This window comes from Oceanobacillus sp. M60 (assembly GCF_053839645.1).
Map to the genome: position 1 here is coordinate 410818 of NZ_JBSSNH010000004.1, position 24442 is coordinate 435259.

22 protein-coding genes are annotated in these 24442 nt (G+C 36.9%); all 22 read right to left on the minus strand.

Annotated elements, in window-relative coordinates; translation table 11 throughout:
* Positions 1 to 29 precede the first annotated feature (29 nt).
* Positions 30 to 992: a phosphoglycerate dehydrogenase gene (locus ACW0TQ_RS12600; protein WP_256705333.1), complete on the minus strand. Its 963-nt coding sequence runs from the start codon at positions 990 to 992 to the stop codon at positions 30 to 32.
* A gap of 23 nt (positions 993 to 1015) precedes the next feature.
* Positions 1016 to 2284 carry a TRAP transporter large permease gene (locus ACW0TQ_RS12605; RefSeq protein WP_256705334.1) on the minus strand — a complete coding sequence of 423 codons (1269 nt, stop codon included), beginning with the start codon at positions 2282 to 2284 and terminating at the stop codon, positions 1016 to 1018.
* On the minus strand, positions 2281 to 2799 hold the full coding sequence (locus ACW0TQ_RS12610; protein WP_256705335.1) for a TRAP transporter small permease: 519 nt from the start codon (positions 2797 to 2799) through the stop codon (positions 2281 to 2283). Before ACW0TQ_RS12610 ends, ACW0TQ_RS12605 begins: the two co-directional genes overlap by 4 nt.
* 223 nt (positions 2800 to 3022) lie before the next feature.
* The gene (locus ACW0TQ_RS12615; RefSeq protein WP_256705336.1) at positions 3023 to 4051 is read right to left on the minus strand and encodes a TRAP transporter substrate-binding protein; all 1029 of its coding nucleotides are present in this window, start codon (positions 4049 to 4051) and stop codon (positions 3023 to 3025) included.
* 26 nt (positions 4052 to 4077) lie between these two features.
* Positions 4078 to 4983 carry a dihydrodipicolinate synthase family protein gene (locus tag ACW0TQ_RS12620; protein WP_256705337.1) on the minus strand — a complete coding sequence of 302 codons (906 nt, stop codon included), beginning with the start codon at positions 4981 to 4983 and terminating at the stop codon, positions 4078 to 4080.
* Positions 4984 to 5155: 172 nt separating this feature from the next.
* Positions 5156 to 6157, minus strand: coding sequence for a LacI family DNA-binding transcriptional regulator (locus tag ACW0TQ_RS12625; protein ID WP_256705338.1), 1002 nt, complete (start codon positions 6155 to 6157; stop codon positions 5156 to 5158).
* A gap of 400 nt (positions 6158 to 6557) precedes the next feature.
* Complete coding sequence (locus tag ACW0TQ_RS12630; RefSeq protein WP_368901028.1) at positions 6558 to 7892, minus strand: amidase family protein; 1335 nt, start codon at positions 7890 to 7892, stop codon at positions 6558 to 6560.
* 168 nt (positions 7893 to 8060) lie between these two features.
* Entirely contained in the window at positions 8061 to 8813 is a 753-nt protein-coding gene (locus tag ACW0TQ_RS12635; RefSeq protein WP_256705340.1) for an HpcH/HpaI aldolase family protein, read from the minus strand.
* A 23-nt stretch (positions 8814 to 8836) separates the two neighbouring features.
* Positions 8837 to 9565 (minus strand): alpha/beta fold hydrolase, encoded by a 729-nt coding sequence (locus tag ACW0TQ_RS12640; RefSeq protein ID WP_256705341.1) that lies wholly within the window; start codon positions 9563 to 9565, stop codon positions 8837 to 8839.
* 115 nt (positions 9566 to 9680) lie between these two features.
* Complete coding sequence (locus ACW0TQ_RS12645) at positions 9681 to 10292, minus strand: cupin domain-containing protein (RefSeq protein WP_256705342.1); 612 nt, start codon at positions 10290 to 10292, stop codon at positions 9681 to 9683.
* Between the two features lie 58 nt (positions 10293 to 10350).
* Positions 10351 to 11610, minus strand: a complete 1260-nt coding sequence (gene hisD, locus ACW0TQ_RS12650) for a histidinol dehydrogenase (protein ID WP_256705344.1) — start codon at positions 11608 to 11610, stop codon at positions 10351 to 10353.
* Positions 11611 to 11663: 53 nt separating this feature from the next.
* On the minus strand, positions 11664 to 12494 hold the full coding sequence (locus tag ACW0TQ_RS12655; protein ID WP_256705345.1) for a carbohydrate ABC transporter permease: 831 nt from the start codon (positions 12492 to 12494) through the stop codon (positions 11664 to 11666).
* Positions 12494 to 13372, minus strand: coding sequence for a carbohydrate ABC transporter permease (locus ACW0TQ_RS12660; protein WP_256705346.1), 879 nt, complete (start codon positions 13370 to 13372; stop codon positions 12494 to 12496). Before ACW0TQ_RS12660 ends, ACW0TQ_RS12655 begins: the two co-directional genes overlap by 1 nt.
* Positions 13373 to 13428: 56 nt before the next feature.
* Positions 13429 to 14724: an extracellular solute-binding protein gene (locus tag ACW0TQ_RS12665; protein WP_368901029.1), complete on the minus strand. Its 1296-nt coding sequence runs from the start codon at positions 14722 to 14724 to the stop codon at positions 13429 to 13431.
* A 67-nt stretch (positions 14725 to 14791) separates the two neighbouring features.
* Positions 14792 to 16057, minus strand: coding sequence for an ester cyclase (locus ACW0TQ_RS12670; protein WP_455725728.1), 1266 nt, complete (start codon positions 16055 to 16057; stop codon positions 14792 to 14794).
* 83 nt (positions 16058 to 16140) lie between these two features.
* Positions 16141 to 17589: an aldehyde dehydrogenase family protein gene (locus ACW0TQ_RS12675; RefSeq protein ID WP_256705350.1), complete on the minus strand. Its 1449-nt coding sequence runs from the start codon at positions 17587 to 17589 to the stop codon at positions 16141 to 16143.
* Positions 17555 to 18742 (minus strand): iron-containing alcohol dehydrogenase, encoded by a 1188-nt coding sequence (locus tag ACW0TQ_RS12680; protein ID WP_368901030.1) that lies wholly within the window; start codon positions 18740 to 18742, stop codon positions 17555 to 17557. The genes ACW0TQ_RS12675 and ACW0TQ_RS12680 overlap by 35 nt, the downstream gene beginning before the upstream one ends.
* 75 nt (positions 18743 to 18817) lie before the next feature.
* Complete coding sequence (locus tag ACW0TQ_RS12685; RefSeq protein ID WP_212929238.1) at positions 18818 to 19594, minus strand: SDR family NAD(P)-dependent oxidoreductase; 777 nt, start codon at positions 19592 to 19594, stop codon at positions 18818 to 18820.
* 28 nt (positions 19595 to 19622) lie between these two features.
* Positions 19623 to 20645 (minus strand): LacI family DNA-binding transcriptional regulator, encoded by a 1023-nt coding sequence (locus ACW0TQ_RS12690; RefSeq protein WP_256705353.1) that lies wholly within the window; start codon positions 20643 to 20645, stop codon positions 19623 to 19625.
* Positions 20646 to 20871: 226 nt separating this feature from the next.
* Positions 20872 to 22140, minus strand: a complete 1269-nt coding sequence (locus tag ACW0TQ_RS12695; protein WP_332094034.1) for a cytosine deaminase — start codon at positions 22138 to 22140, stop codon at positions 20872 to 20874.
* On the minus strand, positions 22130 to 23404 hold the full coding sequence (gene codB / locus ACW0TQ_RS12700; protein WP_332094033.1) for a cytosine permease: 1275 nt from the start codon (positions 23402 to 23404) through the stop codon (positions 22130 to 22132). Before codB ends, ACW0TQ_RS12695 begins: the two co-directional genes overlap by 11 nt.
* 330 nt (positions 23405 to 23734) lie before the next feature.
* Complete coding sequence (locus tag ACW0TQ_RS12705; protein WP_455725729.1) at positions 23735 to 24265, minus strand: DinB family protein; 531 nt, start codon at positions 24263 to 24265, stop codon at positions 23735 to 23737.
* Positions 24266 to 24442 lie beyond the last annotated feature (177 nt).

Here is a 24442-nt window from a genome sequence, read left to right on the forward strand (position 1 = left end):
CTATTCTTTAATGAGCCTCAATAAGTATATTAATTTAATAGATTATCAGGTGTTTTCTCTTGAAAAACACTTATAATAGCTTGAGCCGTCATTAAGCCTACGGAATGGTATACTTCATAAGATTCTGCAGCTGTATGTGGCGTAGTGATAATATTATCGAAATGAAACAGTGGATTATCACGAGTGATTGGTTCTTTTTCATAAACATCAATTGCTGCAGCCTGTAATTTTCCTGTTTCCAGTGCTTCATACAACGCTTTTTCGTCTACAAGAGCACCCCGAGATGTATTAACAAAATAGGAACCTTGCTTCATTTGATTGAATCTTTCCTTATTCATAAAATGATGTGTCTCTGGCAAGTTCGGAAGATGCATACTAACAATATCACTGGCTTGTAATATTTCCTCATATGAAGTAAATTGAACATCATATCTAGCAGCAATCTCTTTATTAGGAAACTTATCATAAGCTAGTAATTCTACATCAAAACCGTATAATTTTTTTGCCACACTTTGCGCAATGTTTCCAAATCCTAATAAACCAACTTTTTTACCTTTTAATTCTGTGCCTACAAAACGCTCCCAATGACCTTGTCTGGTTGAGACATGTAAATTTACAGTATTACGTAAACTATTTAAAATAAGATTTACCGTTAATTCCGCAACCGCATTCGAGTTAAGTCTCGGTGCATTCGTAACCTGAATTCCATACTCTTTTGCCTGGTCCAAATTGATATTATCAACACCTACTCCAAACCTTGAAATAACTTTCAAGTTAGGCGCAAGCTTAAATATAGACTCGTCCCATGTATCAACTCCTGCCACAACTGCATCGATATCACCAATAATTTCTTTTAACTCACCAAATTTCATCGGTCTGTCATGCGGGTTTTCAATAATTTCAAAATTGTTTTTTTCTAATAATTGTTTGGCTTCTGCACACAATTGAGAATAATTAGTAGCAGTAACTAAAACTTTTTTTTGCTGACTCATCTTAATTTCCTCCAAATTCATTTTCAGGGTAGAAATACGTTAATCTGAGGCAAGAATGTAACAACCATTAAAGCTAACACCATTAATACGAACATTGGAGCAGCTGCTTTACTTACCTCCCATATTGAAAGCCTAGAAATACCTACTCCAACAAATAATGTTCCGCCAATTGGAGGGGTTATCAAAGCGATAGCTAAATTCACAACCATGATAATGCCAAAATGAACTGGATCTACTCCAATCTCTACAGCAACTGGTAAAAGGATAGGCGTCAATATAATGATGGAAGCAATAACATCCATGAATGTGCCTATAAATAATAGAAATAAATTAATGATTAATAAAAGGATAATAGGATTATCAGAAATACTAGTAATCGCATTTGCCACCATAGTTGGAATACTTTCTATCGATAATATCCTTCCGAAGAATGTCGCTGTTCCCGTAATGATTAAAATAATCGCTGTTGTTAACGCTGAATTGCTGAATACACTAAATAAATCTTTAAGCTTCAACTCTTTATATACGAATACGCCAACAATTAAGCCATAAACGGTTGCAACAACTGCAGCCTCAGTGGGTGTAAAAATACCGCCATAAATACCACCAAGAATAATAACTGGCATTGCCAATGACCAAGAAGCACTACCGAATTCCTTTCCTACATACTTCCAAGAAAACTTTTGATCATCTTTTTGGTAGCCGTGTATTTTCGCATAGAAATAACTATAAAAAACAAGTAAAGCTCCTACTAATAAACCTGGAATAATACCGGATAAAAATAAACTTCCAATAGAAGCAGATGCAGAAATTCCGTAAATAACCATTGGTATACTTGGAGGTATGATAACACCTATTGTACCTGCACAAACAATCAATGCTGTCGCGAATTTTTTATCATACCCTTGTTGGACCATTAAAGGAATAACCATACCTCCAATTGCTGCTACGGTTGCTGGACCAGAACCAGAAATAGCTGCAAAAAATATACAAGTTATGACAGTAGCTATAGCTAGCCCGCCAGTTATGTTGCCAACAAAGATTTTCGCGAATCCAAATAAACGCTTTGAGATACCGCCTCGCCCCATGACTTCCCCAGCAAGAATATAAAAAGGAATAGCCATTAAGGGAAAAGAGTCCGCAGATGTGACCAAGCCTTGCACTAAATATTCTGGTGAAACGGAGCCGCTATAAAAAATAGTTACCAGACAAGCTAAACCTAACGCAAAACCAATTGGAACCCTCACAACCATAAATAATATAAATGAACCAAACAAAATTAATGTCATCATAAGCTGCTCCCCCCTTCTATATCCTCTTCTTTTAGACTAAGCGTCCTCCAATGTTTTATAATATAAATAGTATTTTGTAATAACCTTATTAAGGTCAAAGTCATTCCAATGGGTACAGAAAGATACACATATACCATGTCAACACGCATTGCAGCACTAGTTTGTCCATAGTTCATTAATTGCTCAATCAAAAAATAACTATAGTAAATCACAACCACCGCAAAAATACCCACTAAAATATTAGAAACCAATATAAATATCTTCTTAAGTGTATCTGGTACTAAGTCATATACAATGTCGAGTGTTATATGTCTAGATTTTTTTACAGCATAGGCAATCCCAATGTAAATAAGCCATATAAAACAGTACCTTGCAAGTTCTTCCGACCATGCTAGCGAATTGTTCAAAAAATATCGCATAAACATTTGTAAACTAATTGCGGATAGAGATATAACTAGAAGCATAACTACAATCCACTCTTCTATATGTTCATTCAATTTTCGTATGATGTTCATATTAATACCTCCTAGAGGTCCTTAAAATTATAATCGTTTATAATATCCCACTTGCTCAGAATAATTTTCTAAACAAATTCTGCTATTGTAAACAAGTGTATGTTTAAAAATAAGCTGGTGTTTTTCTCATATCAATAACTTCTAAAGTTATTTCTCTTCTGAGCTAGCGGGATAACTATTTCATAATTTATATAGCGTTGCTGTATTCCTTTTAATTGCTCTTTTACTGGCGAGTATTAAGGAACGTTTCTACAACATCTTCACCAATTTCATCTTTAAACATTTCATAAACAGGCTCTGTTATCTCCTGCATTTCTTGCAATTGTTCATCAGAAAATTCATATATATCCATTCCTTCATCAACCAGTGCTTCTCTTGCCTCAACCTCTTCTTCCTGTGCCAATTCACGGTTATATTCAGTAGCTGCACCAATCGCATCTGAAATAACTTCTTGCAAATCGCTTGGTAATTCGTCATAGAATTCTTTATTTGTGATCATTACATTCGGAGCATAAACATGCTTTGTCACTGTTAAATAGTCTTGAACTTCAAAGAATTTATTGGCATAAATTAAACCAAATGGATTTTCCTGCCCATCTATTGTTCCTTGTTGTAAAGCTGTATATAATTCCCCTAATGCCATTGGTGTTGGGTTTGCACCTAATAATTTCCACGCCTCAATGTGCGTTTGATTTTCCATAGTTCTTAAAGACAGACCTTGTATATCTTCAATTGATTCAACAGGTTTTACATTGTTCGTTAGATTTCTGAATCCGTTTTCAAAATAACCTAACCCCTTAAAACCATGTTCTTCTAAGTTATCTAAAATCATTTGTCCAGGTTCTCCATCTAAGGCTTCATATGCTGTCTCCCGGTCAGTAAACAAATAAGGCATATCAAGAATAACAACTGAACTATCAAATCCGCCTAATGCTGCCGGCGAAGGTCCAGCTAAATGAACTTGTCCCATCTGCATTGCCTCGATAATTTCCCTGTCTTCTCCTAATTCTCCTGCAACATTCAATTCAACTTGTAATCTGCCGTCAGACTTTTCTTCAAGCTCCTCTTTTAAAAAATTATATGTTTTTGTAAGTGAATGGTCGGGACCAACTGAACCACCAGCAATTCTAAATGTTATTGGATCGTCTTCACCATTTGCTGATTCACTATTTGCATTTGATGAATCATTGCTGCCACACGCAGCAATAATTGATACTAAGATTAATACCATTCCTAATAATAGCTTTTTCATAATTAAAACCTCTTTTCTTTTATTTTTTAACTATTGACACTTAGTTCTTTATCTAAATCCTGTAAAGCTGCTTTTAATTTCTCAATTTCATCTAACTCTATGTCTAGATGTGGCTTTTTCATTACTCCAGCATCCAAACCTCGAATTTTTAATGCTTCTTTAAAATAAGACATATTACTTCCATTTTTTAGTACGTCACAATATTTAGTAGCTATTTTTTGATATTTTCTAGCCTTTTCAATGTCACCTTCTTGATATGCATTATAAATAGCTACAAAAGGTTCAGGATAAACTCCAGAAACACCTGATACAGTGCCAGTACAGCCTAATGCTAAAGCAGGTAAAAATAGGTGATCTGGCCCGAATACAACATCAAAATTATCATTATTTACATTTAAATATTGACTTGTTAAAGTAAAATCAGGATAACTAAACTTAATACCAATAATATTTTTACACTGAGCAACAATCTTCCTTGTTACTTCGATTCCCAGCTCATTGGATGCACATTGCGGAATACTGTATAGATAAATAGGAAAATTTTCTGGCAAGCTATTAGCAATTCGCACATAAAAATTCTCCATTTCTCGTTCATTTACACCGAAATAAATAGGCGTAACAACCCCAATACCATCAGCACCAATCTCATGTGCATGCCATGCTAGTTCCAAAATGTTTTCAACATGAACATCACCTACATGAATATATACAGTTACTCTTTTATTAGCTGTTTTAACGACCGTTTCAGCGATTGCTTTTCTCTCTTCAATAGTTAATTTAATCATTTCTCCAGTTGTCCCTAACGGGTATAAACAATGCACACCTTTTCCAATTAAAAATTCTGTTAATTGAGCTACTTTCTCTAGATTAACGCTTCCATTTTCATCAAATGGAGTTACCATTGCTGTTGTTACACCATATAATTTTTTCATTTACAATCTCCTTCTATTCCCATTATTCTTAAAGCGCTTTCTATTTATCTTGTAGTAAAATCACCTCCTTAAATTATTTTTTACTGCTAAAACGTTATAGCAAAAGGTAAAAAATAATTGCTAAAACGTTATAGCTAGTAAAAAGGTAGTCAGTTATTAACTGACTTATAGATTAACAGCTTCGTCGTTCAATAATCTCTGTTTTAAATTGCAAAGAAACGGGAGATTCAATTTGATGATTTATGGTATCCATGAGCTGATGAACACAAGCTATTGCCATTTCTTCTACAGGTAGATGAACTGTCGTTAATGAAGGATATGTATAAGGTGCTTGTTCATTATTATCATGTCCTATAATTTCTATATCCTCTGGAACACGTAAGCCAAACTCGTTACAAGCAGACAAAGCGCCTATTGCCATAGGGTCACTTAAGAAGAAAAGAGCAGTGGGCAATTCACCTGATTGTTTTATTAATGCTCGCATTGTTTTATAGCCGCCATCTTCGGAAAAATCTCCTGACAACGTATGCGTGTTCTTTAAGTTATATTCTGTTATACCGTTTAAAAAACCTTCTTGCCGCAACTCAATAGCTTGTGAAGAAATATTAGGAATAACAATACCTACTTCTTTATGGCCTTTATCAGCTAGATAGCTTGCTACCATATTTCCTGTCAGCTTTCCGTCAACTGTAACAGAACTATACTTTTTAGTTTCACGTAAATATACCACTAGAGGAACCTTCAGTTTATTATTTTCTAGAAAATCCATATCCTCATTCGAAGCATTTGTTATAATAGCCCCATTAAACCTTGTACCTGTATATAAGCTGTCTACTTCATGCAGTTTTCCATTTTCATAAGGTTGAATTAAAAGTTCAAATAATCCATCTCTGTATAAAGATAAGTTCTGTATCCCTTGTAAAAAACGACTGACTAAAGAAGCTCTGGCATCTAAGGTCCATAAGAGAGTAATTATTGGTATGTTCTTCTCGCCCTCGTTCCTAAGTCTTCTTGCTGATATACTTGGAAGGTACCCCATCTCTCTTGCTACCTCTAATACTCTTTTTTGCGTGGAAGCTGAGATTCTCATTTTATCTGCTTTTCCATTTAAGATAAAAGAGACAGTTCCTGATGAAACTCCTGCTTTTTCCGCGATTTCTCGAATTGTAGCCATTCTTGTCTCCCTAAATTACTTAATGTTTGCTAAAACGTTATAGCATGTTATTATAATAGAACGTTTTCATTTGTTTGTCAATGAGTTATTTTTACTTTTATTTAGAACATATAACTATATAAGTTGAATTAATAAATCTATCTTTTGTGCGTAACGTAATAAATCATTTATTTTAGGATTAAACACTATCGCTATCGGAAAAATAATACGCAGACTCCTATGGAAAAATGCAATTGTCTTCATGGAGACAATCAATTGCTGTCTTAGTAAGAAGGCGCTCGTAGAAAAAGGGAACTTTTTCGAGGAGACTGAACTCAAGCTTATGAAAAGCATAGTATTTTTCTGGAGCGAATGCTAGATGACAAAATCTCTATTTCAACTTATATAGCAATGTAAAAATCTATTTGACAAACTGTTCATAAACTTTTCCTGCTTGAAAAAGAATATCCTCTCTATAATAACTCGCAATCATCTGAAATCCCAGTGACAAACCATCTTCTTTCATTCCAGATGGCAGCGTCAATGCAGGGTGTCCCGTAAAATTAAACGGCGAAGTATACCGAACCATAAAATCTCCAATGTTTTCATTTCCTGCCCCTTTAAACACTATTTCTTCATCAATATACGGAGGTAAAATTGGCATTGTCGGAGTTATCATAATGTCAACTTCCTTTAGAATGCTCTCCATTTTTCTCTTCCAATCTTTCCTTGTCTTAAGGGCATTTAAATAGTCGATTGCAAGAATCTCATTTCCTCTTTTAAAAGTTTGTATCAGCTCTTTACTGTACTGATCTTTATAAATTTTATAGTTATCATTATGAATAACCGTCATTTCGGAGGTTCCTATTGTTCTGGACAACTTTACCGTATCATCATTCAGAAAGGATACATCAACCTTTTTAATCTGTGCTCCCAACTGTTTCAAATTCTTTATGACCAATTTCATCATCGAATCCGTAACTCTATCATTAAATTCATTAAAGTAAACGTTAGGAAGACCAATTTTTATATTTTTTAGTCCGTTTTCATGATCAAATCGGCGATATTTTGTATCAATCGTATTTTCTATTAGGTATTTCGCATCTTCTATATTGTTCGCAATGGCTCCGATATGATCTAATGTCCAAGAAAGAGCTGTAACACCCTTCATTGCTATTAAACCAGAGGTAGGTTTGATTCCTACAACTCCACAACATGCTGCTGGTATCCGTATGGAACCAGAGGTATCTGTCCCAATAGAGCCAACACATAAACCTGCAGCTACCGATACAGCAGACCCGCTGCTGGATCCCCCTGCAATTCTTTTTTTATTTAAAGGATTAAGTACATCCCCAAAGTGTTTATTTTTAGAAGTGACATCTGCCGCATATTCAGACATATTATTTTTCCCCAGGGTAATACACCCTGCCATTTCCAGCGAATCTACTATTTCAGCGTTGCTTTCAGCAATATTTTGGATGTCTATTTTTGAGCCATTTGTTGTAGGAAACCCTAAAATGTTGATTGCATCTTTAAATGAAATTGGAATACCATACAAACGCATTTTTTCCTTATTTGCCTGATGAACTTCTATTTTATTAGCCTGTTCAAGCGCTCTTTCTTCCATTAGAGTAATATAAGAATGAAGGTTTGAATCCTTTTCTTTAATTTTTTGTATGTATTCCTTGATAACTTCAACAGGAGTATATTTACGCTTTTGATATCCATCTAACAGGTCGTTTATCGTAAATCCCATAGAAAAATCCCTCTTTTCCGAAGCACAAATATTTTACATTATTAATCGTTCATTTGTATCTCCCATAAAACAAGAAAAAGCACATCTCCTAATTATTAATTACTTTTGTAAATGAAGTTAGAAACATTCACTTTAAGTGGAGATGTACTTCCCATTTAATTCATTCACTTAGTTTTTAGAATTGGATACTACTTCTTTCAAGGCCTCCATTATTATCTTATTTATCACAACAGCAACATAGCTGGCGCCTTGATCAAAAGCTTTTGCTGCTGAAGTCGAGTCAGATGCTACCAATCCCATTTTTATATCATGTCGTTTTGCTTTTTCAAACATACTTGATATGACGTTCTGTACCTCTGGATGATTAGGATTGTCATAGCCTAAATTTACAGCTAAATCTGTTGAACCTATAAAAGCTACATCAATTTCATTTATAGTGATGATTTCTTCAAAGTTTTCTACAGCTTCTTTTGTTTCAATGTGTACAGAAATAAGATTATTCTTGTTTGCCTGATCTAAATAATCCCTTCCATTCAGTACTCCATATTGCGCTGCTGGAATTGAATAGGCAACGCCACGCATTCCAATTGGCGGGTATTTCGCTTTAGAAACAACTTCTTTCGCCTGGTCCGAATTACTAATCATCGGCACTTGGATACCTTCTGCACCATTATCCAAAGCTTTTTGTATAGATGATGGGTCATAAGAGGTACGTACAACCGGTGACATATTGGCTTGTTTTGCAGTTCGTATCATCTCTGTAATTTCGGATTGACTGAATGCTCCATGTTCATTATCAATAACAACAAAGTCATATCCATTAAATCCAAGCATTTCAACAAGTGAGGGATTATATGAATTTACAAATCCACCTAATGCTTTTTCATTATTAAAAATTTTTTCTTTCAAGTTTTTTGTCATACAGTTCAAATACTCCCTTTAAGCTAATTTTTCAGTAACCAAACTTTTAATTTACGAGAAACTTCCAACGGATTATCTAAGCTGCTGAGGTGTCCCGCATTTTTAATCACCGTCAATTCAGAGTTTGGAATTTGATGGACTATCTCATTACTCATTGCAACGGGACAGACACTGTCCTCTTCTCCAACCATTACGCTTACGAAGCATGAGATTGTTGGCAATACTTCAAACGCATCAGGTCGATACATCAATGCGGTCATTTGTCTTTCCATTGCGTCTGCTCCAACTTCTTCAGCCATATTAATTACTTTCTGAACAAGCGATGTATCCTGGTTAGCTCGCCGTATTAAACCCGGCATTAAGTAGTCCTTTGTTACACTTGTAAAATTTCCTTCTTTACTAATTTGTATAAATTTAAGCCATGTTTCAATTTGAACATCTGTTGGAGACCTGGGATTGGTATCAAGTAAAGCCAGCCGCATGACACGCTCTGGTGCTTGTCTCATAATTTCAATTGCAACCATCCCGCCCAGTGATAAGCCTGCAAGTGCAAAGCGTTCAGGTGCTTTATCCAACACGTTAGATGCCATACCTTCAATTGTATTATTTTGTGTTAAATCTCCAACTGTAATAGATGCTATATCTGCTAAATACGACATCTGATGCTCCCATAATTTTTCATTACAAAGTGTTCCTGGAAGTAATAGAAGCGGAATTTTATTGTTTCGTTTTAAATAATCCTCTTGTTTCAAGGATATGTCCCCCTCTATAAAAATTTTTGATTGTATCTGCCTGACCGGCACAGATAAAAACTACGGCCGGCAGGTCAGGCAGACGTCCATCCAAAACTAAAAGTTGTGCTTTCGTTTACTTCTGACCCATTTTCAACTTTTTTGCCATTTCTTTTTCAAGCTGGCTAAAGTTTTCTGGTGGTATCATTTTACCCTTATCGTCTACACGGAAATTATATTCTTCCCCTTTTTTCACTACCTTTGGATCCCAGATTGGATCGGGACGGTCGAAAACTTCATGTTGTTCCAATATAGAAAATAACCACGAATCTTCCTCTGCAATATTCTCAAAACCTCTATACATGTAAGGAGGTAAAGAAATCATATCCCATGGTTTTAAAATCGTTTCTCCTTCAATCTCATCTGCGCTGTTCCCCCAATAAAAGCGCCATTCTCCTGTTAATACAAAAAATGTTTCGATATATTCGTGCGTATGATAAGCTGGCCCATTTCCTTTAGGTGCCTTTACCATACCAATTTGAAAGCCGTGCGGCTCAGTAATGACTGGATTATAATTCTCATTTTCACTTGCGGTGTCACCAATCAAAGCATAATTAAGCCGGTTATGCCCTGGAATAATACTATCAATAAACATTAACGGAATGGCTTTATCCTTTATTTCATCAAAACGTACAACCCAATCCCTTTCGATAATTTCTTTTGTGAAATTTGTTTTTTCTGAATTCATTTATTTTTCCTCCTTGATATCTGTATAATGAAATGAATTATTTCTCTTCCATGCAAATTTAATTTGATTTTCTTTTAAATGCGGATAAATGATGCCCTTCTAGTCCTTCTATTTCAGACTGTCTACTTGAATGTGTCGCTAAATAATCAACTCCTGCTCCGGTTATTTCTTGGAAAGTAGCCACTTTCACATAACTGCCTACCCATAAACCACCTGTGTATCGCCCCCCTCTATTAGTGGGTAATGTATGGTTTGTCCCCGAAACTTTATCAGAGAATACAACAGAACTATTCGCACCGATAAACAAAGAACCATAATTATATATTTGATCTATAATATCTTTACTATTTTTCAAATGTAAATGGAGGTGTTCCCCTGCAATTTTATTACACACACTGATTCCTTCCTCAACCGATTCCACCACAATAATTTCTCCCAATCGCTCCCATGATTCGTGTGCGGGAGAATTTTCGTTAAATGTCTCTAAAAGCAGGTTTACCTCTTCCAGCGTTTTGTCAGCCATTTTTTTTGAGGTGCTGATTAAAATAGCCCTCGCATTAGGATCATGCTCAGCTTGCGCTAATAAATCAACAGCCACTAGTTCCGGGTTGGTGGACTCATCAGCAAAAACTACTACTTCACTAGGACCTGCAACCAAGTCTATTCCCACTTCTCCAAACACCTGTCTCTTTGCTTCAGCTACAAACCGGTTTCCTGGCCCAGATATCACATCAACCTGTGGAAGAGTTTCCGTTCCATACGCCATCGCTCCTATAGCTTGGGCACCACCAATCGCATAGATTTCACTAACTCCAGATTTTTTCAATCCGTATATAACTGCTGGATGAATACTGCCATTATAGTTAGCTGGGCTACAAGCAATTATCTTCTTTACTCCGGCAACTTTAGCAGGAGCAGCAACCATTGGCCCGCTTGAAAGTAGTGGGTAGCGCCCTCCTGGCACGTAGGTTCCTACTGTTTCCACTGGGATTACTTTGTGCCCCAAACGAATTCCATCTCCAAATTCCTTGTCCAATGGTAGTAGGCAATCCAACTGTGCTTGAGCAAATTCAGAAACGCGCTTTACGACATTGTCTATTAAATGTTTTTCTTCATCTGTTAATTCTCTAATTGCAATTTCTATTTCTTCTTCACTCAGACGAATCGAAGTCCTTTCCGACTTACCAAACTTTTTCTCATATTCCTTTACTGCTTCGTCACCATGTGATCGGATGTTCTTTAATATATCTTTTACAGTTTGTTCGGTTTCCTCTGATGTTTCTGCTTTTTCATAAGACGACTTTTTAATGAATTCCAAAACAATTCCCCTTTCAATCTTTTTAAGGCAATATATGTTAGTCACATAGCAGTTTATTTAATTGCTCCTGCACTCATTCCTTTTACAAATTGTTTACGCACAATAAGCATAAAGATAATAGTAGGGATAACGTAAATTACCCCAGCTGCAGCCATTTCATTCCAAATAACTCCATTTTCTCCAACAAAATAGGACAGAGCTACAGGAAGTGTAACTGCTTCTTGGCTTGTAAGAATTAGAGCAAACATAAACTCATTCCATACAACAACAAAACAGAATACAGTTGCTGTTATAATTCCTGGCTTAGCCATTGGCAAAACAATATTCCATATAATCCTTAATCTGCTTGCACCATCGATTGCTCCTGCTTCTTCCATATCTTTTGGAATACTATCCATAAAACCTTTAATCAGCCATATTGCATATGGGATGGTGTGCCCTAAATTGACAATGATAAGTGCCACAGTTGTATCCAATAGTCCCCAATTTCTAAATGCTGAAAAGAATGGAATAACGTTAACAATTAATGGAATAAACTGAGTTGCTAAGATGGCAAACATAAGCAGCGTTTTACCCGGTATTCTGTATCTTGATATACTGTATGCTGCTAAAATACTCACTGGAACGGTAATAATAAGTGTGAAAAATACGACGATTAAACTATTCATATAATAGTTTTCAAAATTATATGCTGAACTGAATAATCTACGGAAATTATCTAGTGTCGGCTCAAAAATAATACTGATGGAATAAACGTCTTCACCAGATTTAAAGGCGGTTAATAAAATCCATAAAATTGGGAAAAAGAGAAAAATAACAACTAATAATACACCAATTAATTCTAGAACAGAATAAATAGTTTTTTTGCGTTTTATTGTATTCATTAGTTCCAATCATCTCCTTTTACCAATTTCCTCATGTAGATCAACACAAATGCTACTGTTATAATAGCCAAGATATATCCTAGAGCTGCCCCGTATCCCATATCAAAGTATCTAAAGGACGTATTATATACCAAGAAGTTTAATACTTCTGTTGAATTCCCTGGCCCTCCGCTAGTCAACGTAACTATCGGATCAAATTGTTTTAATGCAAACATCGTCATTAATATTGTTGCAATAAGAACAATTGGTTGAATCATCGGCAAGGTGATGCGAAAAAAAGTTTGAAAACCATTAGCACCGTCCATTTTTGCCGCTTCATATACTTCTTTTGGTAATCCCATTATTCCGCTTATAAACATTAAGGACATAAACGGAAGCCAGATCCATACTGCTATAGAAATAAGCGCAATCATTGCTGTTACAGCATTTCCCAACCAAACAACATCGGATAACGGAGGGATAAAGAAACCAATTATCGCTGCGAACACACCATAATCAGGATTTAACATAAACCTCCAGGAATAACCTACGAGAGCAGGGCTTAATGCAAATGGAATAATCAGTACTGCTCTCAAATAAGAAATGTAGGTTTTTTCTTTACTTAATAGAAGCGCAACTAAAATAGCGCAAACAATTGTCACTATTACAGTAGCAACTGTAAATATTAATGTTACCCATGCACTATTCCAAAAATTTGGGTCATTGAACGCTCTTACATAATTATCAAAACCGATAAAAGAACCAATTTCAAGACTTTCTGTCAGGTTCCACTCATGAAGACTTATCCAAAGTGACCTAGCTAATGGAAAAATAGTGATTGTAGCCATAATCAGTAATGCAGGAGCTAATAAAATGTATTTGAAAAATTTACTTTCCATTCTTACCCTCCCACTAATACACATTTTGTATTAAATACCTTTTTCATTTTTCGATATTATTCTTGTAATAGCAGCTCCACTTCTTCTGCTGCTGCGTCTAACTGGCTCTGTACATCCTCTCCAGTCGCCATATTGGATATTGCTCTGCTTAGAATATCTGATATTTGTGGCCATTCTGGTATAGTAGGAAACGTTTTCGCATTTTCAAAACTGTCTCCACCAATATTAAACAAATCGTCTCCAAGTTCATTTAATTCTTCGTCTCTAAGATTTTCCAACTGAACAATATCTGTAGAGAATTGATCCATTGGTACTTCTTCATTTAACGAATCCATAACAATACTTTTTTCATTTTCAGGATTACTGAGCCATTCCATGAATTCCCATGCAGCTTCTTTATTTTTTGAACTTTCCATCATCCCAAGCGGGAAAGTAGATACACTTGCAACTTGTTCACCATCATCCCATGTTGGAATAGTGGTAAAGTTCACGTTTCCTCGTACTTCCTCTGCCGACGAGTCACTAGCATTAAAGTCAGAATAGACCCACCACCATCCTATCCACATTGCTGATCTTCCTTGCTTAAAATGAGTTCTAGACTCTTGTTCCGCAAAGGAAACAGATCCCTCTGGAGCAAAGCCTTCTCTTAGCAAATCTATATATTTTTCTGTTGCTTCAACACCTTCAGAGCTATTAAAAACAGGAGTATTATTTTCGTCTAGGATTTCAGCTCCATTTCCCCATAGATAACTTGCCCATATCGCAAGGTTCTGCCCATTATTTCCCGCTTGATAGTACGGTGTTATAGCAGATTTATCTGTTTCTGAAGTGATTGTTTCGCTAACGTTTTCAAGTTCTTCCCATGTAGTTGGGGGTTCAATACCCAAATCCTCGAAAACATCTTCTCTATAGAACAATACTTGTGCATTAGCACGTAGAGGCAAACTATAGATTTCACCATCATAAGTTGATAATTCTACAATTGATTCTGGGAAACGCTCAAAAAAATCTTCATCCGCATATCCACTTAACGGCTCTAAAAATTGTGAAATAGAAGGTCCCATCACGTCCAAATGAGTAACTAAATCAAAAGATGCGTCTCCAGAGATTCCTTCAGCTGTTATTCTATCTAACAAATTATCATATGGAATCCCTATAAACTCGACTTCAATACCTGTTTCTTCTGTAAACTGTTCGCTGCGTGCCTCCCAAGCATTAAACTGACCAATATTACCTTCTGTAACTGCAACTGTTACAGTCTGGTCTTCTAAATCTTCACTGCTATTATTATTACAGGCAGTCAATAGAACAACGAATACTAGCAGCATGATGAATAAAATATTCTTTTTCAAACGAATCACCTCATATGTTTAATTGTGAGCCCTACTAGCTTTAAATCATATATGAAACGTTAATTACTTAAGATACACCTGTGAAGTTCCCATCGTCATATCCATTGTCTTCACTATCATTTTCAGTATCATTTTCGCTTTCTGTATAAATTTGACGAAGTACTTCCATTCCGTCAAAGAGCATCCACTCTTCTTGGATTTTTTCATTTCTTACATTAAAATGGTTCATTCCATGGATTTCAATAGGTTTTCCACTTGGATTGCCAAAATACCCAATACCACTATGCAGACCTTGTATTCTCCAACGAACTGCAACATCCCAGTCCTTTTCATTATCTCTTTTATTACAAGTTACGCGTTCTAAAATAACTTTTGAGTTCGGAACGGAAGCAAATAGATTAATAAACATTCCCTGTATCTCACTATGACCAATCATATCTCTATTACATACATAATGAATAACAGCATTTTCATCATAAAAATCCTTGACTTTATTAATAGAGCGTCTGTCCCACACTTGATTAAAGAGCATTAACATAAAATCTCCAATTTCAAAGCCCTCGTGTTTGGGTTTATAAGCTTGTGGCTGTAACCCTTCTTCTGCCGATTGTGCTATATTAAATTGAAGGGTTGGAGCTAGTTTGCTCGTTTGTTTTGCAGTGCGTTTTGCAATTTCTACTGGATCAAATCCAAGCTGTTGTACCAGATGATAAGTGTCCATTACCAGCCATTCTTCATAGATTTTATTTTCATGTATTAAACAATCAGCTGTCGTTCGAAAGACTACTTTTTTTCCTGTTGCAGGACCGTATAAAGTATTACCTAAATTTGTTCCAATTGATCTTCCTCTATGCGAAGTAAAAAAACCTTCTTTATCATTTCCTGACCATACAACACTCCACCCTAATCCTGTACGATCCGGAAAAGATTGCAAAGTTTGCAGCGTTCCTGCAATAACTTCATTTACACCATGGCTATTGATAAGCCCTCGATGGATTTGGACACCATGGCTATACGTATCGTAAATTAGACCGATATCTTTTTCCTTCCAAATTTGTCGTGTTATCCGAATAATATAATCGATAATATTATGATAGTCTCCAAATCCCTGCATACTTTGTTTTTTAATATTTTTTACATCTATATTTAAATAGTCATCATCATCTTTGGAGTCCACCATATTTACTTCTGAACTATCTGCATAGTATACAAGCTTCGAAAGTTCATTTTGATGATTTTCTTTTTCAGCTTTACTTATATTATTATCGGAACGCTCCAGATGTTTTGTTGGTTCTTCCTTTTCTGTAAAATTATTATTTTTTGTTTCCTTCATGTGAAATCTTCCTTTCTATAAATAAATTGGATAGTAGTTTTTTCACTTCATCACTACACACACTAATATCACAATACAAAGCTCTATAGTAAGTTAAATACGCCCAGCTTCAATTCAGACATTTCATCCATGGAATACTTGATTCCTTCACGACCAGTCCCACTGTTTTTGACACCGCCATAGGGCATATGATCTACTCTATAAGATGGAATATCGTTAATAATCACCCCCCCAACTTCTAATTCATCTACCGCCTGATAAGCTTTTTCCAGTGAATCTGTAAACACGCCTGCTTGCAGTCCATACTGTGAATCATTTACCAATTGAATCGCTTCTTCCCACCTCTCGTATTTATTAATTACTACTACAGGGGCAAAAGCCTCTTCTTTTAGAACAGATGCATCTGAATCTATATTTGTTAGGATAGTAGGTTTGATTACAGAACCTGTTCTTTCTCCACCACGATATACATTTTCAACTCTGACTTCTTTTATCCAATGTTCTACTCTCTCTGCTTCTTTATCATGAATGAGTGCAGATACAACTGTATCTTCTTCTAATGGATCGCCTACTTTGATATTCTCCACCTCTTCAGCAAACGCTTCCAAAAAAGAATCATATAAATCAGTCTGAACATAGATTCTCTGTACAGAAATACAAGTTTGACCGGAGTAAGAAAATGCTCCCTGAGCACATTTCAAAGCAGCAGAACGAATATCCTTTGTCTTATCAATAACTACTGCTGAATTTGAACCCAATTCCAACGTCACTTTCTTCAACCCTGCTTTTTCCCGAATCCCCTTCCCTACTGGCACACTTCCGGTAAAAGTAACCATTTTAATATCTTCGTGCGTTACTAGAAAATCACCCACTGTCTTCCCTGATCCAAAAATTAGATTTAGCGCTCCTTTGGGCAGCCCTGCTTCTTCAAAAATCTTTGCAGTCATAATAGCACTTAATGGTGTTTGAGAAGCTGGTTTTAAAACAACCGTGTTTCCCATAGCAAATGCAGGACCTAATTTATGAGCTACAAGATTAAACGGGAAATTAAATGGTGTAATTGCAGCAATTACTCCCAGTGGTTCTTTTTTAGTGAATCCAAATCTGCCATATCCATTTTTAGCTGCATCCATCGGAATAATTTCTCCAGCAATTTTTTTAGCTTCATCTGCTGCAAATTTATAAGTTTCAATTGTTCGTTGAATCTCTCCTCTTGCTGCCTGAATTGGTTTTGCATTTTCCCAAGCTAATATCTCAGCACATTCCTCCAGCTTTTCAGTAAAGATAATAGACACTCTTTCTAAAATATTGGATCTCTCTAAAAGTGAAAGCTTTCTCATACTGCCAGCAGCTGCTTTAGCGCTCTTGACAGCTTTTTCAGCGATTTCTTCATCGGCCAACGGTATTTTGGCAATTACACGTTTACTGTATGGAGCTACCAAATCATAATGTTCTGTTGCTTCTTTCCACTCACCATCTATAAGAAATCGATATTGTTTAACTTCCATTACTTCCACCCTTTCCTCCTTCATAAGCATCCTCATAAATACCAAGAATCTGGTCCGCATTTAACCGGTAAGGCGTATTAGACAACAATCTTTTAACCTGCGATGCCTGCTCAGCTAATTTAGGTAAATCCGCTTTCTCCACTCCCAATTCTTTTAAAGAAGTCGGTAGGTTCAAATCCTTCAACAGCTGTAATAAATAATGGACCACAGCTTCCAGTGCCTGGTGTTTAGAGCTTGTAAAATCGCCAATCTCTACAAAGGAAGCAACTCTAACCATATCGTCTGTACATGTTTTCCCAATCACTTTAAAGACGAAAGGCATTAACAGCGCATTGGCTACACCGTGTTCAATATGATACGTACCTCCCAATGGATAAGCCATTGCATGAACCGCTCCTACACCTGCGTTGGCTAAGGAGACACCTCCCAATAAACTTGCCCAGCTCATACCTGTTCGCGCTTCTATGCTACTGCCGTTATGTACAGCATTTGTGATATGTTCTGCAAATAATTTCATCGATTTTTCGGAATAGATTCGTGTCTGCTCTGTAGCATTCGTCGAGATATACGATTCAATTGCATGTGTAAAAGCATCTACTCCAGAAGCTGCCGTCACTCTTGATGGACAGGAAAGGGTCAGCTCAGGATCTACGATAGCTGCATCAGGTAATAACGCAGGGCTGACGATTCCTCTTTTTACTCCTTCCGCTTCATCCCCAAAAATGGCATTTTTGGTCACCTCTGCACCTGTTCCAGATGTTGTTGGCAGTAGTATACAAGGTACAGTTCGATTTTCTATTGTTTTCTTTCCACTAAAGTAATTTTCCAGATCATGCTTATCCTGCAAGGCAGCACTCGCTTTTGCGACATCCAGCGCACTTCCTCCGCCAATTCCAATTACAAAATCAGCTTTAGATTGATTTAGTGTTTTAATTGTTTCTTCAACAAGCGAAAAGGTCGGTTCTCCTGCAATATCCGTCATTGTCTCCATTGGAATCTCACACGTCTCCAATACTTCCTTTAATTCATCTACCAATCCAGCTTTCTCCACACCTTTATCACTGATAATAAATAGCTTGGAAGGGTTTTTGGATAGCACCTCATCTTTTATTGTTGCTAAAGCTCCTTCCCCGAAGCGAATAACGCCTGGTATTTGAAAATCGTTAAACTGCATCATATTTTCCTCTCCTTTATCCTTACTCATCACTACTTTTAACCTGTTTTCTTTTTTTATTGAATCCGCATTCAAAAATTACCAAACAGTCCACCCGCCATCCACAATCAGCGTTTGGCCGGTTACCATATCCGCTGCCTCGGATGCCAGAAATACAAATGCGCCAAATAAATCCTCCTCTTTTGCTAACCTTCCTAGAGGAATACGGCTTAACACATCTTTTTTAAAATCCGCATCATCCAGCATCTTTCTTGTCATTGGTGTTTCAATAAAAGTTGGCGCTACAGCATTGACATTTATATGATATGGAGCCCATTCAATCGATAAAGATTTTGTCAATTGTGTAATAGCCCCTTTGCTGGAAGCATATGCGGCCCGTTTATAATAACCTACAAAAGCCATTTGCGAAGAAACATTAATTATTTTTCCTTGCTCCGCAGCTTTCATGTATTTTCCTACAGCTTTACTTATAAAAAATACACTTTTTACATTTATATCAATAATCTGATCCCAGTCTTTTTCGGTAACTTCTTCCGCCTTCTTCGGTATATTCGTTCCAGCATTATTCACCAATATATCTATCTTTCCAAAATGATCATACACCTTCTCTACCACATTGGGAATACTATCAATATCTGTTAAGTCAACGGAAACTGGCAGCGCTTTCTGACCTGTGCTTTCAATCTCTTTGGCAACCTCTTTTAATCCTTCTTCATTTCTTGCCATTAAGGCAACATCAGCTCCATTTTGAGCTAACAACAAAGCAATACTTCTTCCAATTCCCTTGCTTGCTCCAGTAACAATAGCTGTTTTACCAGATAAATTAAAAAGCTCGTTTGCTTTATATCTAGCCATTTCTCTACCTCCTGAAATAAGCGGTATTCTACTGATTGTTAACACCTGTTGTTTTACGAATAATTAGTTCTGGTTCTAACGTAATTTTATTTGGCTCACTATTTGAATCATCCTTGTTAATAAGTGAAAATAACTTTTGTAATGTTAGTACAGCCATTTCTCTTTTTCTTTGAGAAATAGTACTTAAGCCAATATAAGGATTACTCGCAATCTCAATATCATCAAAGCCGATGATAGAGATATCATATGGAATATGTCTTCCGCTTCTAGCTGCTGCATCCATGATTGCTAATGCCATTTGGTCCGTTGAAGCAAAAAACGCAGTCGGCATTTCTTTGTCCCTCATTAGATTCAATGCAAACTGAAAAACTTTTTCATAGATTACTTCTCCCTTATAAATCAGCGATTCATCATATTCTAAACCATTTTCTTGAAGTGCTTCTTTATACCCTTCGAAGCGTTGATAAAAAGTAGAATATATTGTAGGGCCAGAAATAAACGCTATTTTTCTGTGCTTGTTTTCCACCAGATGGTTAACAGCTATTTTAGCTCCTAGTCTGTTATCTACTTCTACATAATGACTTTCTTCAATACCGTAAATACGCCGGTTATAAAAAATGATAGGAAATCCTTTATCGTAGAATTCTTTTACCTTTTGATTATCCATCCGGGCTGAGGCAACAATAATTCCATCTACTCTTTTCCCATTAAGCGTGTTAATTGCTCTTTCAAAACTATTTTCATCTGTTTCTGCATCGATGATAATGACTTCATAATCATATTTCTGAGCTTCCCGCAAGATAATATGAGCTGTTTCCGCATAAAAAGAGTTTGAAATATCCTCCACAATAAGTCCAATCGTATTTGTTTTCTTGCTTGCAAGGCTTCTGGCAATTTCATCTGGTGAAAAACCTAACGTATTGATAGCATCATGCACTCTTTTTCTCGTTTCTTTTCTTACGTGCGGGTAATTATTAAGAACTCTTGAAACGGTAGTTTGAGAAACTTTTGCTAATTTTGCTACATCATAAGCACTCACTCTTCCCTTCAAAATATCATTTCACCTCTCTTGAATGCGGATTCAATTTATTGAAAGCGGATTCATATAATTTGATTTCTTATATTTTATCATATGTTTCTGTCTATTGCAACATGTTTTTTCGACATAATATATAAAAACTTTACTTTTAAAAAGTTTTAACACGCCACTCCCTTAAAGCATTCGCCCACCCACAGAAAAAAAGCGCACCAGCCAAGGGCACGCTTTTTCATTAACTTTATCTATCAAACGTCACTTTTTCTTCTGTATCATGTAAAACAATAGACGCCTCACTTGGTTTGGTATGAGCAATCACTTTTCCATCTCTGAAGGAATGTGTTACCGTTGCCTGCTTACGAATAGCATCATACTCATTATCAGCGGATAAGACGATGAAATTCGCCGGCTTGCCTGCTTCAATACCATATTTATCTTCAATATGAAGTGTTTTTGCACTGTTTTGAGTAACCAGATCAATGGAATTAACGATTTGCTCATAGCCCATTAGCTGGGATGCATGGATACCCATATGCAATACCTGAAGCATATTGCCCGTTCCCAGCGGATACCATGGATCAAAAATATCATCATGGCCAAAGCAGATATTCATTCCCGCTTCCTGCAATTCTTTGACCCGGGTTAAGCCGCGGCGTTTTGGATACGTATCGAATCGACCCTGAAGATGAATATTCACAAGCGGGTTAGATACAAAGTTAATTTCAGACATCTTCAGCAGACGGAATAGCTTTGATGTATAGGCATCGTTATAAGAACCCATTGCTGTCGTATGGCTGGCTGTTGTACGTTCGCCCCAGCCGCGCTCATAAGCTTCTTTGGCGACTACTTCTACAAAGCGAGACTGCTCATCATCGATTTCATCACAATGAATATCTACTAATTTATCGTATTTCTCAGCAAGATCAAATGCGACTCTCATTGAATCGACGCCGTATTCTCTTGTGAATTCAAAATGCGGGATACCCCCGACAACATCGGCGCCCATTTTTAGCGCCTCCTCCAAAAGCTCTTTTCCATTGGGATAGGATAGAATGCCCTCCTGCGGAAAAGCAACCAGCTGGATATCTACATAAGGAGCCATTTCCTGCTTCACTTCCAGCATTGCTTTTAAGGCAGTCAGTTCTGGATCGGTCACATCCACATGCGTACGGACATGCTGGATACCTTGAGCAATCTGCCATTTCAATGCTGTTTTAGATCTTTTTTTTACATCTTCTATGGTTAGTGTTTCTTTGCGTTCCGACCAGCGCTGAATCCCTTCAAATAAGGTTCCGCTTTGGTTCCATGCAGGCTCACCTGCTGTTAATGTGGTATCTAAATGAATATGCGGTTCAATAAAAGGCGGGAGAACCAGCGCACCATGTACATCCATCACTTCTTTATCTTCAGATTGCGGAAGCTCCTGCGTTACTGCGTTAAATTTACCATTTTCTATAACGATGTGCCAAAGGCCATCTTTTCCTCTAAGCTTTGCATTTTTAATAATCACTGACTATCTCATCCTTCTCTTTTAATGGTACGGTGACCGTTTCTTTTTGTGACACTATTTTCATTCCGGCCACATAAATGATTGATGTTCCTAACAATGCATTGATTGGCGGAATTCCCGGGGCAAAATTAGCAACAGCGACACCGCCTGCCCAGGCAATAATTGCTACCCAGTTTACAGATTTAAATGTCATTGTTTCAAAGGGTTCATATTTTCTGCGGCGGACCAGATAATAATCTGCTAATATGATTGCTCCAATCGATGGCAGTGCAGATCCGAGAACATTTAAGAATCCGACAAAATTATTGTATAACCACATGGCAGCAATTGTCCCAACAATTCCGTTGAACACAACGATTTTCTTCTTGGAAAACTTGGTGATGTTCGCAAACCCTAAACCAGACGCATACAATGCACTGTCATTGGTTGTCCAAATGTTTAATCCTAATACAATAATAGCAGGAATCATCAGCCCTTGTAAAAACATCACATCCGAAATATCTGCCATACCGAAGGCCATCGCGCCAACTGCTCCAAATAAAAACATCAATGAATTTCCAAGGAAGAAAGCAATAATATTTGCGGTTACTGCCGATTTCGCTGATTTTGCAAAGCGGGCAAAGTCAGGCGTAAGCGTTCCGGCACTGATAAATGACCCTACACAAATCGTTAACGCTAATCCGACACTGATTACCTGTGCTGGTTCATAAGCAAATAGTTCATGGATTCCTCCCATTGTATTTGCCGAGTTAACCATGGAGTAGCTTCCAAAAATAGCAATCGCCGGAACTGCAATAAATCCCAGCAGTGTTAAAGTTTTCATGCCAAAGATTGCCGAAACAGTCATTAATATGCCAAAAATCCCGATTAACAGATAGACATTTGCCCCTGTTGCTTTGGCAGCTGGAATAGCAAACATCGCCAGACCTACTCCAAACCAGCACACTTGTGTAGAAGCAAGTAAGAAGGAGGTTAAATAAGAACCTTTTTCTCCAAATGCATAACGTGCTAATAAATGCGTAGATAATCCTGTTTTAGAAGCAATATAAGCTAAGGAGCCTGTATAAAGCCCAAGAATCAGGTTACCAGCCAGTACAATCCAAATAAACGTAGAAAAAGAAAGCCCTGTTCCTAATGTTCCTCCAGACATCATACTCGCTGAGAAAAAGCTGAGCGACAGCATAACCGCTAAAATCTTCCAAAATCCATTTCGATGCGTCTGCGGCACTGCCTGCAATGAAAATTCTTTATCTGTTTGTGACATACCAATTCCTCCAATATTTTCAAATATAAGAAACTGGCACCGAAAAACTTGATTCTTTCGAGATTATAGACAAGAAAAAAGCTCCCTGCCCAATCCCTGACAAGAAGCTTTTCCTAAATAGCATACACCTGAATGTACCTTTCCCAAAGGTACTCCACATGGTAACTATTCTATTCGCGCTGTCCTTGTCAGCCTCTCTGGACTGATTTAAAGGTACCAGTATATTTATCAAAATATATTATGGCATAAAATCTCTTGGTTGTCACCTTGGAAATATTGGCAAGATGTATTTATGGCATTCCGTACATACCTCATCCAATGACTTGATTCTTATTTCCTAGACTTCGCCTCTCGTTCCAACACCACCCTATAATGATGCTCCTCATGAATCTTTAATAGCTTCACCACTTGTATCACATTCGGGTAGCCAGGTACAGGATCCGGACACCTTATCCAGTAACATTGTTCTTTGGTAAGAGATGCTACACATTTCTTCATCTTTTCCGTCTCTTCTTCTAATAAATCTCGCAGCTCCGTAAGCGTGTATTCCCGCTTCATTTTCGGCTTCAAAATAAAAGGCGCCTTCATTGTTTTTCCGCTATATATATTAGACATATCATCCATATACCGCTTCACCTTTGGCCGACGAACCTTCATATAAGCACAAGCTATAGGCAAATAATAGACAGATGTTATCCGCGTAAGCTTCAGCAATAAATAGCAATGATAAATCGATTCTGCAACACTCCATTTATCAGGAACTGCTCTAATGTGAATCGATGAGTTGAAAATTTCTGTATGGAAATAATTATCCCGCATTGTCTGGAGTTCATCAAAAAGAGGAGGGAGGTTTTTGTACATGGTTATCACCTGCTATCATGTATTCTTAGTTTAATGTATCACAAAGAGATTAATTCCTATTCTGTCCAGCTTCCAGCATACCTTGAACAGCCTGCAAATGGACTTTTACAAACCAACCTTGTAAAGAGCATCCATTCCCTTCCTAACGACTCATCAATTGATTGATGATTGCAGTAA

Bases quoted from the DNA above. Each gene is read 5' to 3' on its own strand.
- ACW0TQ_RS12600 (WP_256705333.1), bottom strand. From the start codon at position 992: ATGAGTCAGCAAAAAAAAGTTTTAGTTACTGCTACTAATTATTCTCAA.
- ACW0TQ_RS12605 (WP_256705334.1), bottom strand. From the start codon at position 2,284: ATGATGACATTAATTTTGTTTGGTTCATTTATATTATTTATGGTTGTG.
- ACW0TQ_RS12610 (WP_256705335.1), bottom strand. From the start codon at position 2,799: ATGAACATCATACGAAAATTGAATGAACATATAGAAGAGTGGATTGTA.
- ACW0TQ_RS12615 (WP_256705336.1), bottom strand. From the start codon at position 4,051: ATGAAAAAGCTATTATTAGGAATGGTATTAATCTTAGTATCAATTATT.
- ACW0TQ_RS12620 (WP_256705337.1), bottom strand. From the start codon at position 4,983: ATGAAAAAATTATATGGTGTAACAACAGCAATGGTAACTCCATTTGAT.
- ACW0TQ_RS12625 (WP_256705338.1), bottom strand. From the start codon at position 6,157: ATGGCTACAATTCGAGAAATCGCGGAAAAAGCAGGAGTTTCATCAGGA.
- ACW0TQ_RS12630 (WP_368901028.1), bottom strand. From the start codon at position 7,892: ATGGGATTTACGATAAACGACCTGTTAGATGGATATCAAAAGCGTAAA.
- ACW0TQ_RS12635 (WP_256705340.1), bottom strand. From the start codon at position 8,813: ATGACAAAAAACTTGAAAGAAAAAATTTTTAATAATGAAAAAGCATTA.
- ACW0TQ_RS12645 (WP_256705342.1), bottom strand. From the start codon at position 10,292: ATGAATTCAGAAAAAACAAATTTCACAAAAGAAATTATCGAAAGGGAT.
- ACW0TQ_RS12655 (WP_256705345.1), bottom strand. From the start codon at position 12,494: ATGAATACAATAAAACGCAAAAAAACTATTTATTCTGTTCTAGAATTA.
- ACW0TQ_RS12660 (WP_256705346.1), bottom strand. From the start codon at position 13,372: ATGGAAAGTAAATTTTTCAAATACATTTTATTAGCTCCTGCATTACTG.
- ACW0TQ_RS12670 (WP_455725728.1), bottom strand. From the start codon at position 16,057: ATGAAGGAAACAAAAAATAATAATTTTACAGAAAAGGAAGAACCAACA.
- ACW0TQ_RS12675 (WP_256705350.1), bottom strand. From the start codon at position 17,589: ATGAAGGAGGAAAGGGTGGAAGTAATGGAAGTTAAACAATATCGATTT.
- ACW0TQ_RS12680 (WP_368901030.1), bottom strand. From the start codon at position 18,742: ATGATGCAGTTTAACGATTTTCAAATACCAGGCGTTATTCGCTTCGGG.
- ACW0TQ_RS12685 (WP_212929238.1), bottom strand. From the start codon at position 19,594: ATGGCTAGATATAAAGCAAACGAGCTTTTTAATTTATCTGGTAAAACA.
- codB (WP_332094033.1), bottom strand. From the start codon at position 23,404: ATGTCACAAACAGATAAAGAATTTTCATTGCAGGCAGTGCCGCAGACG.
- ACW0TQ_RS12705 (WP_455725729.1), bottom strand. From the start codon at position 24,265: ATGTACAAAAACCTCCCTCCTCTTTTTGATGAACTCCAGACAATGCGG.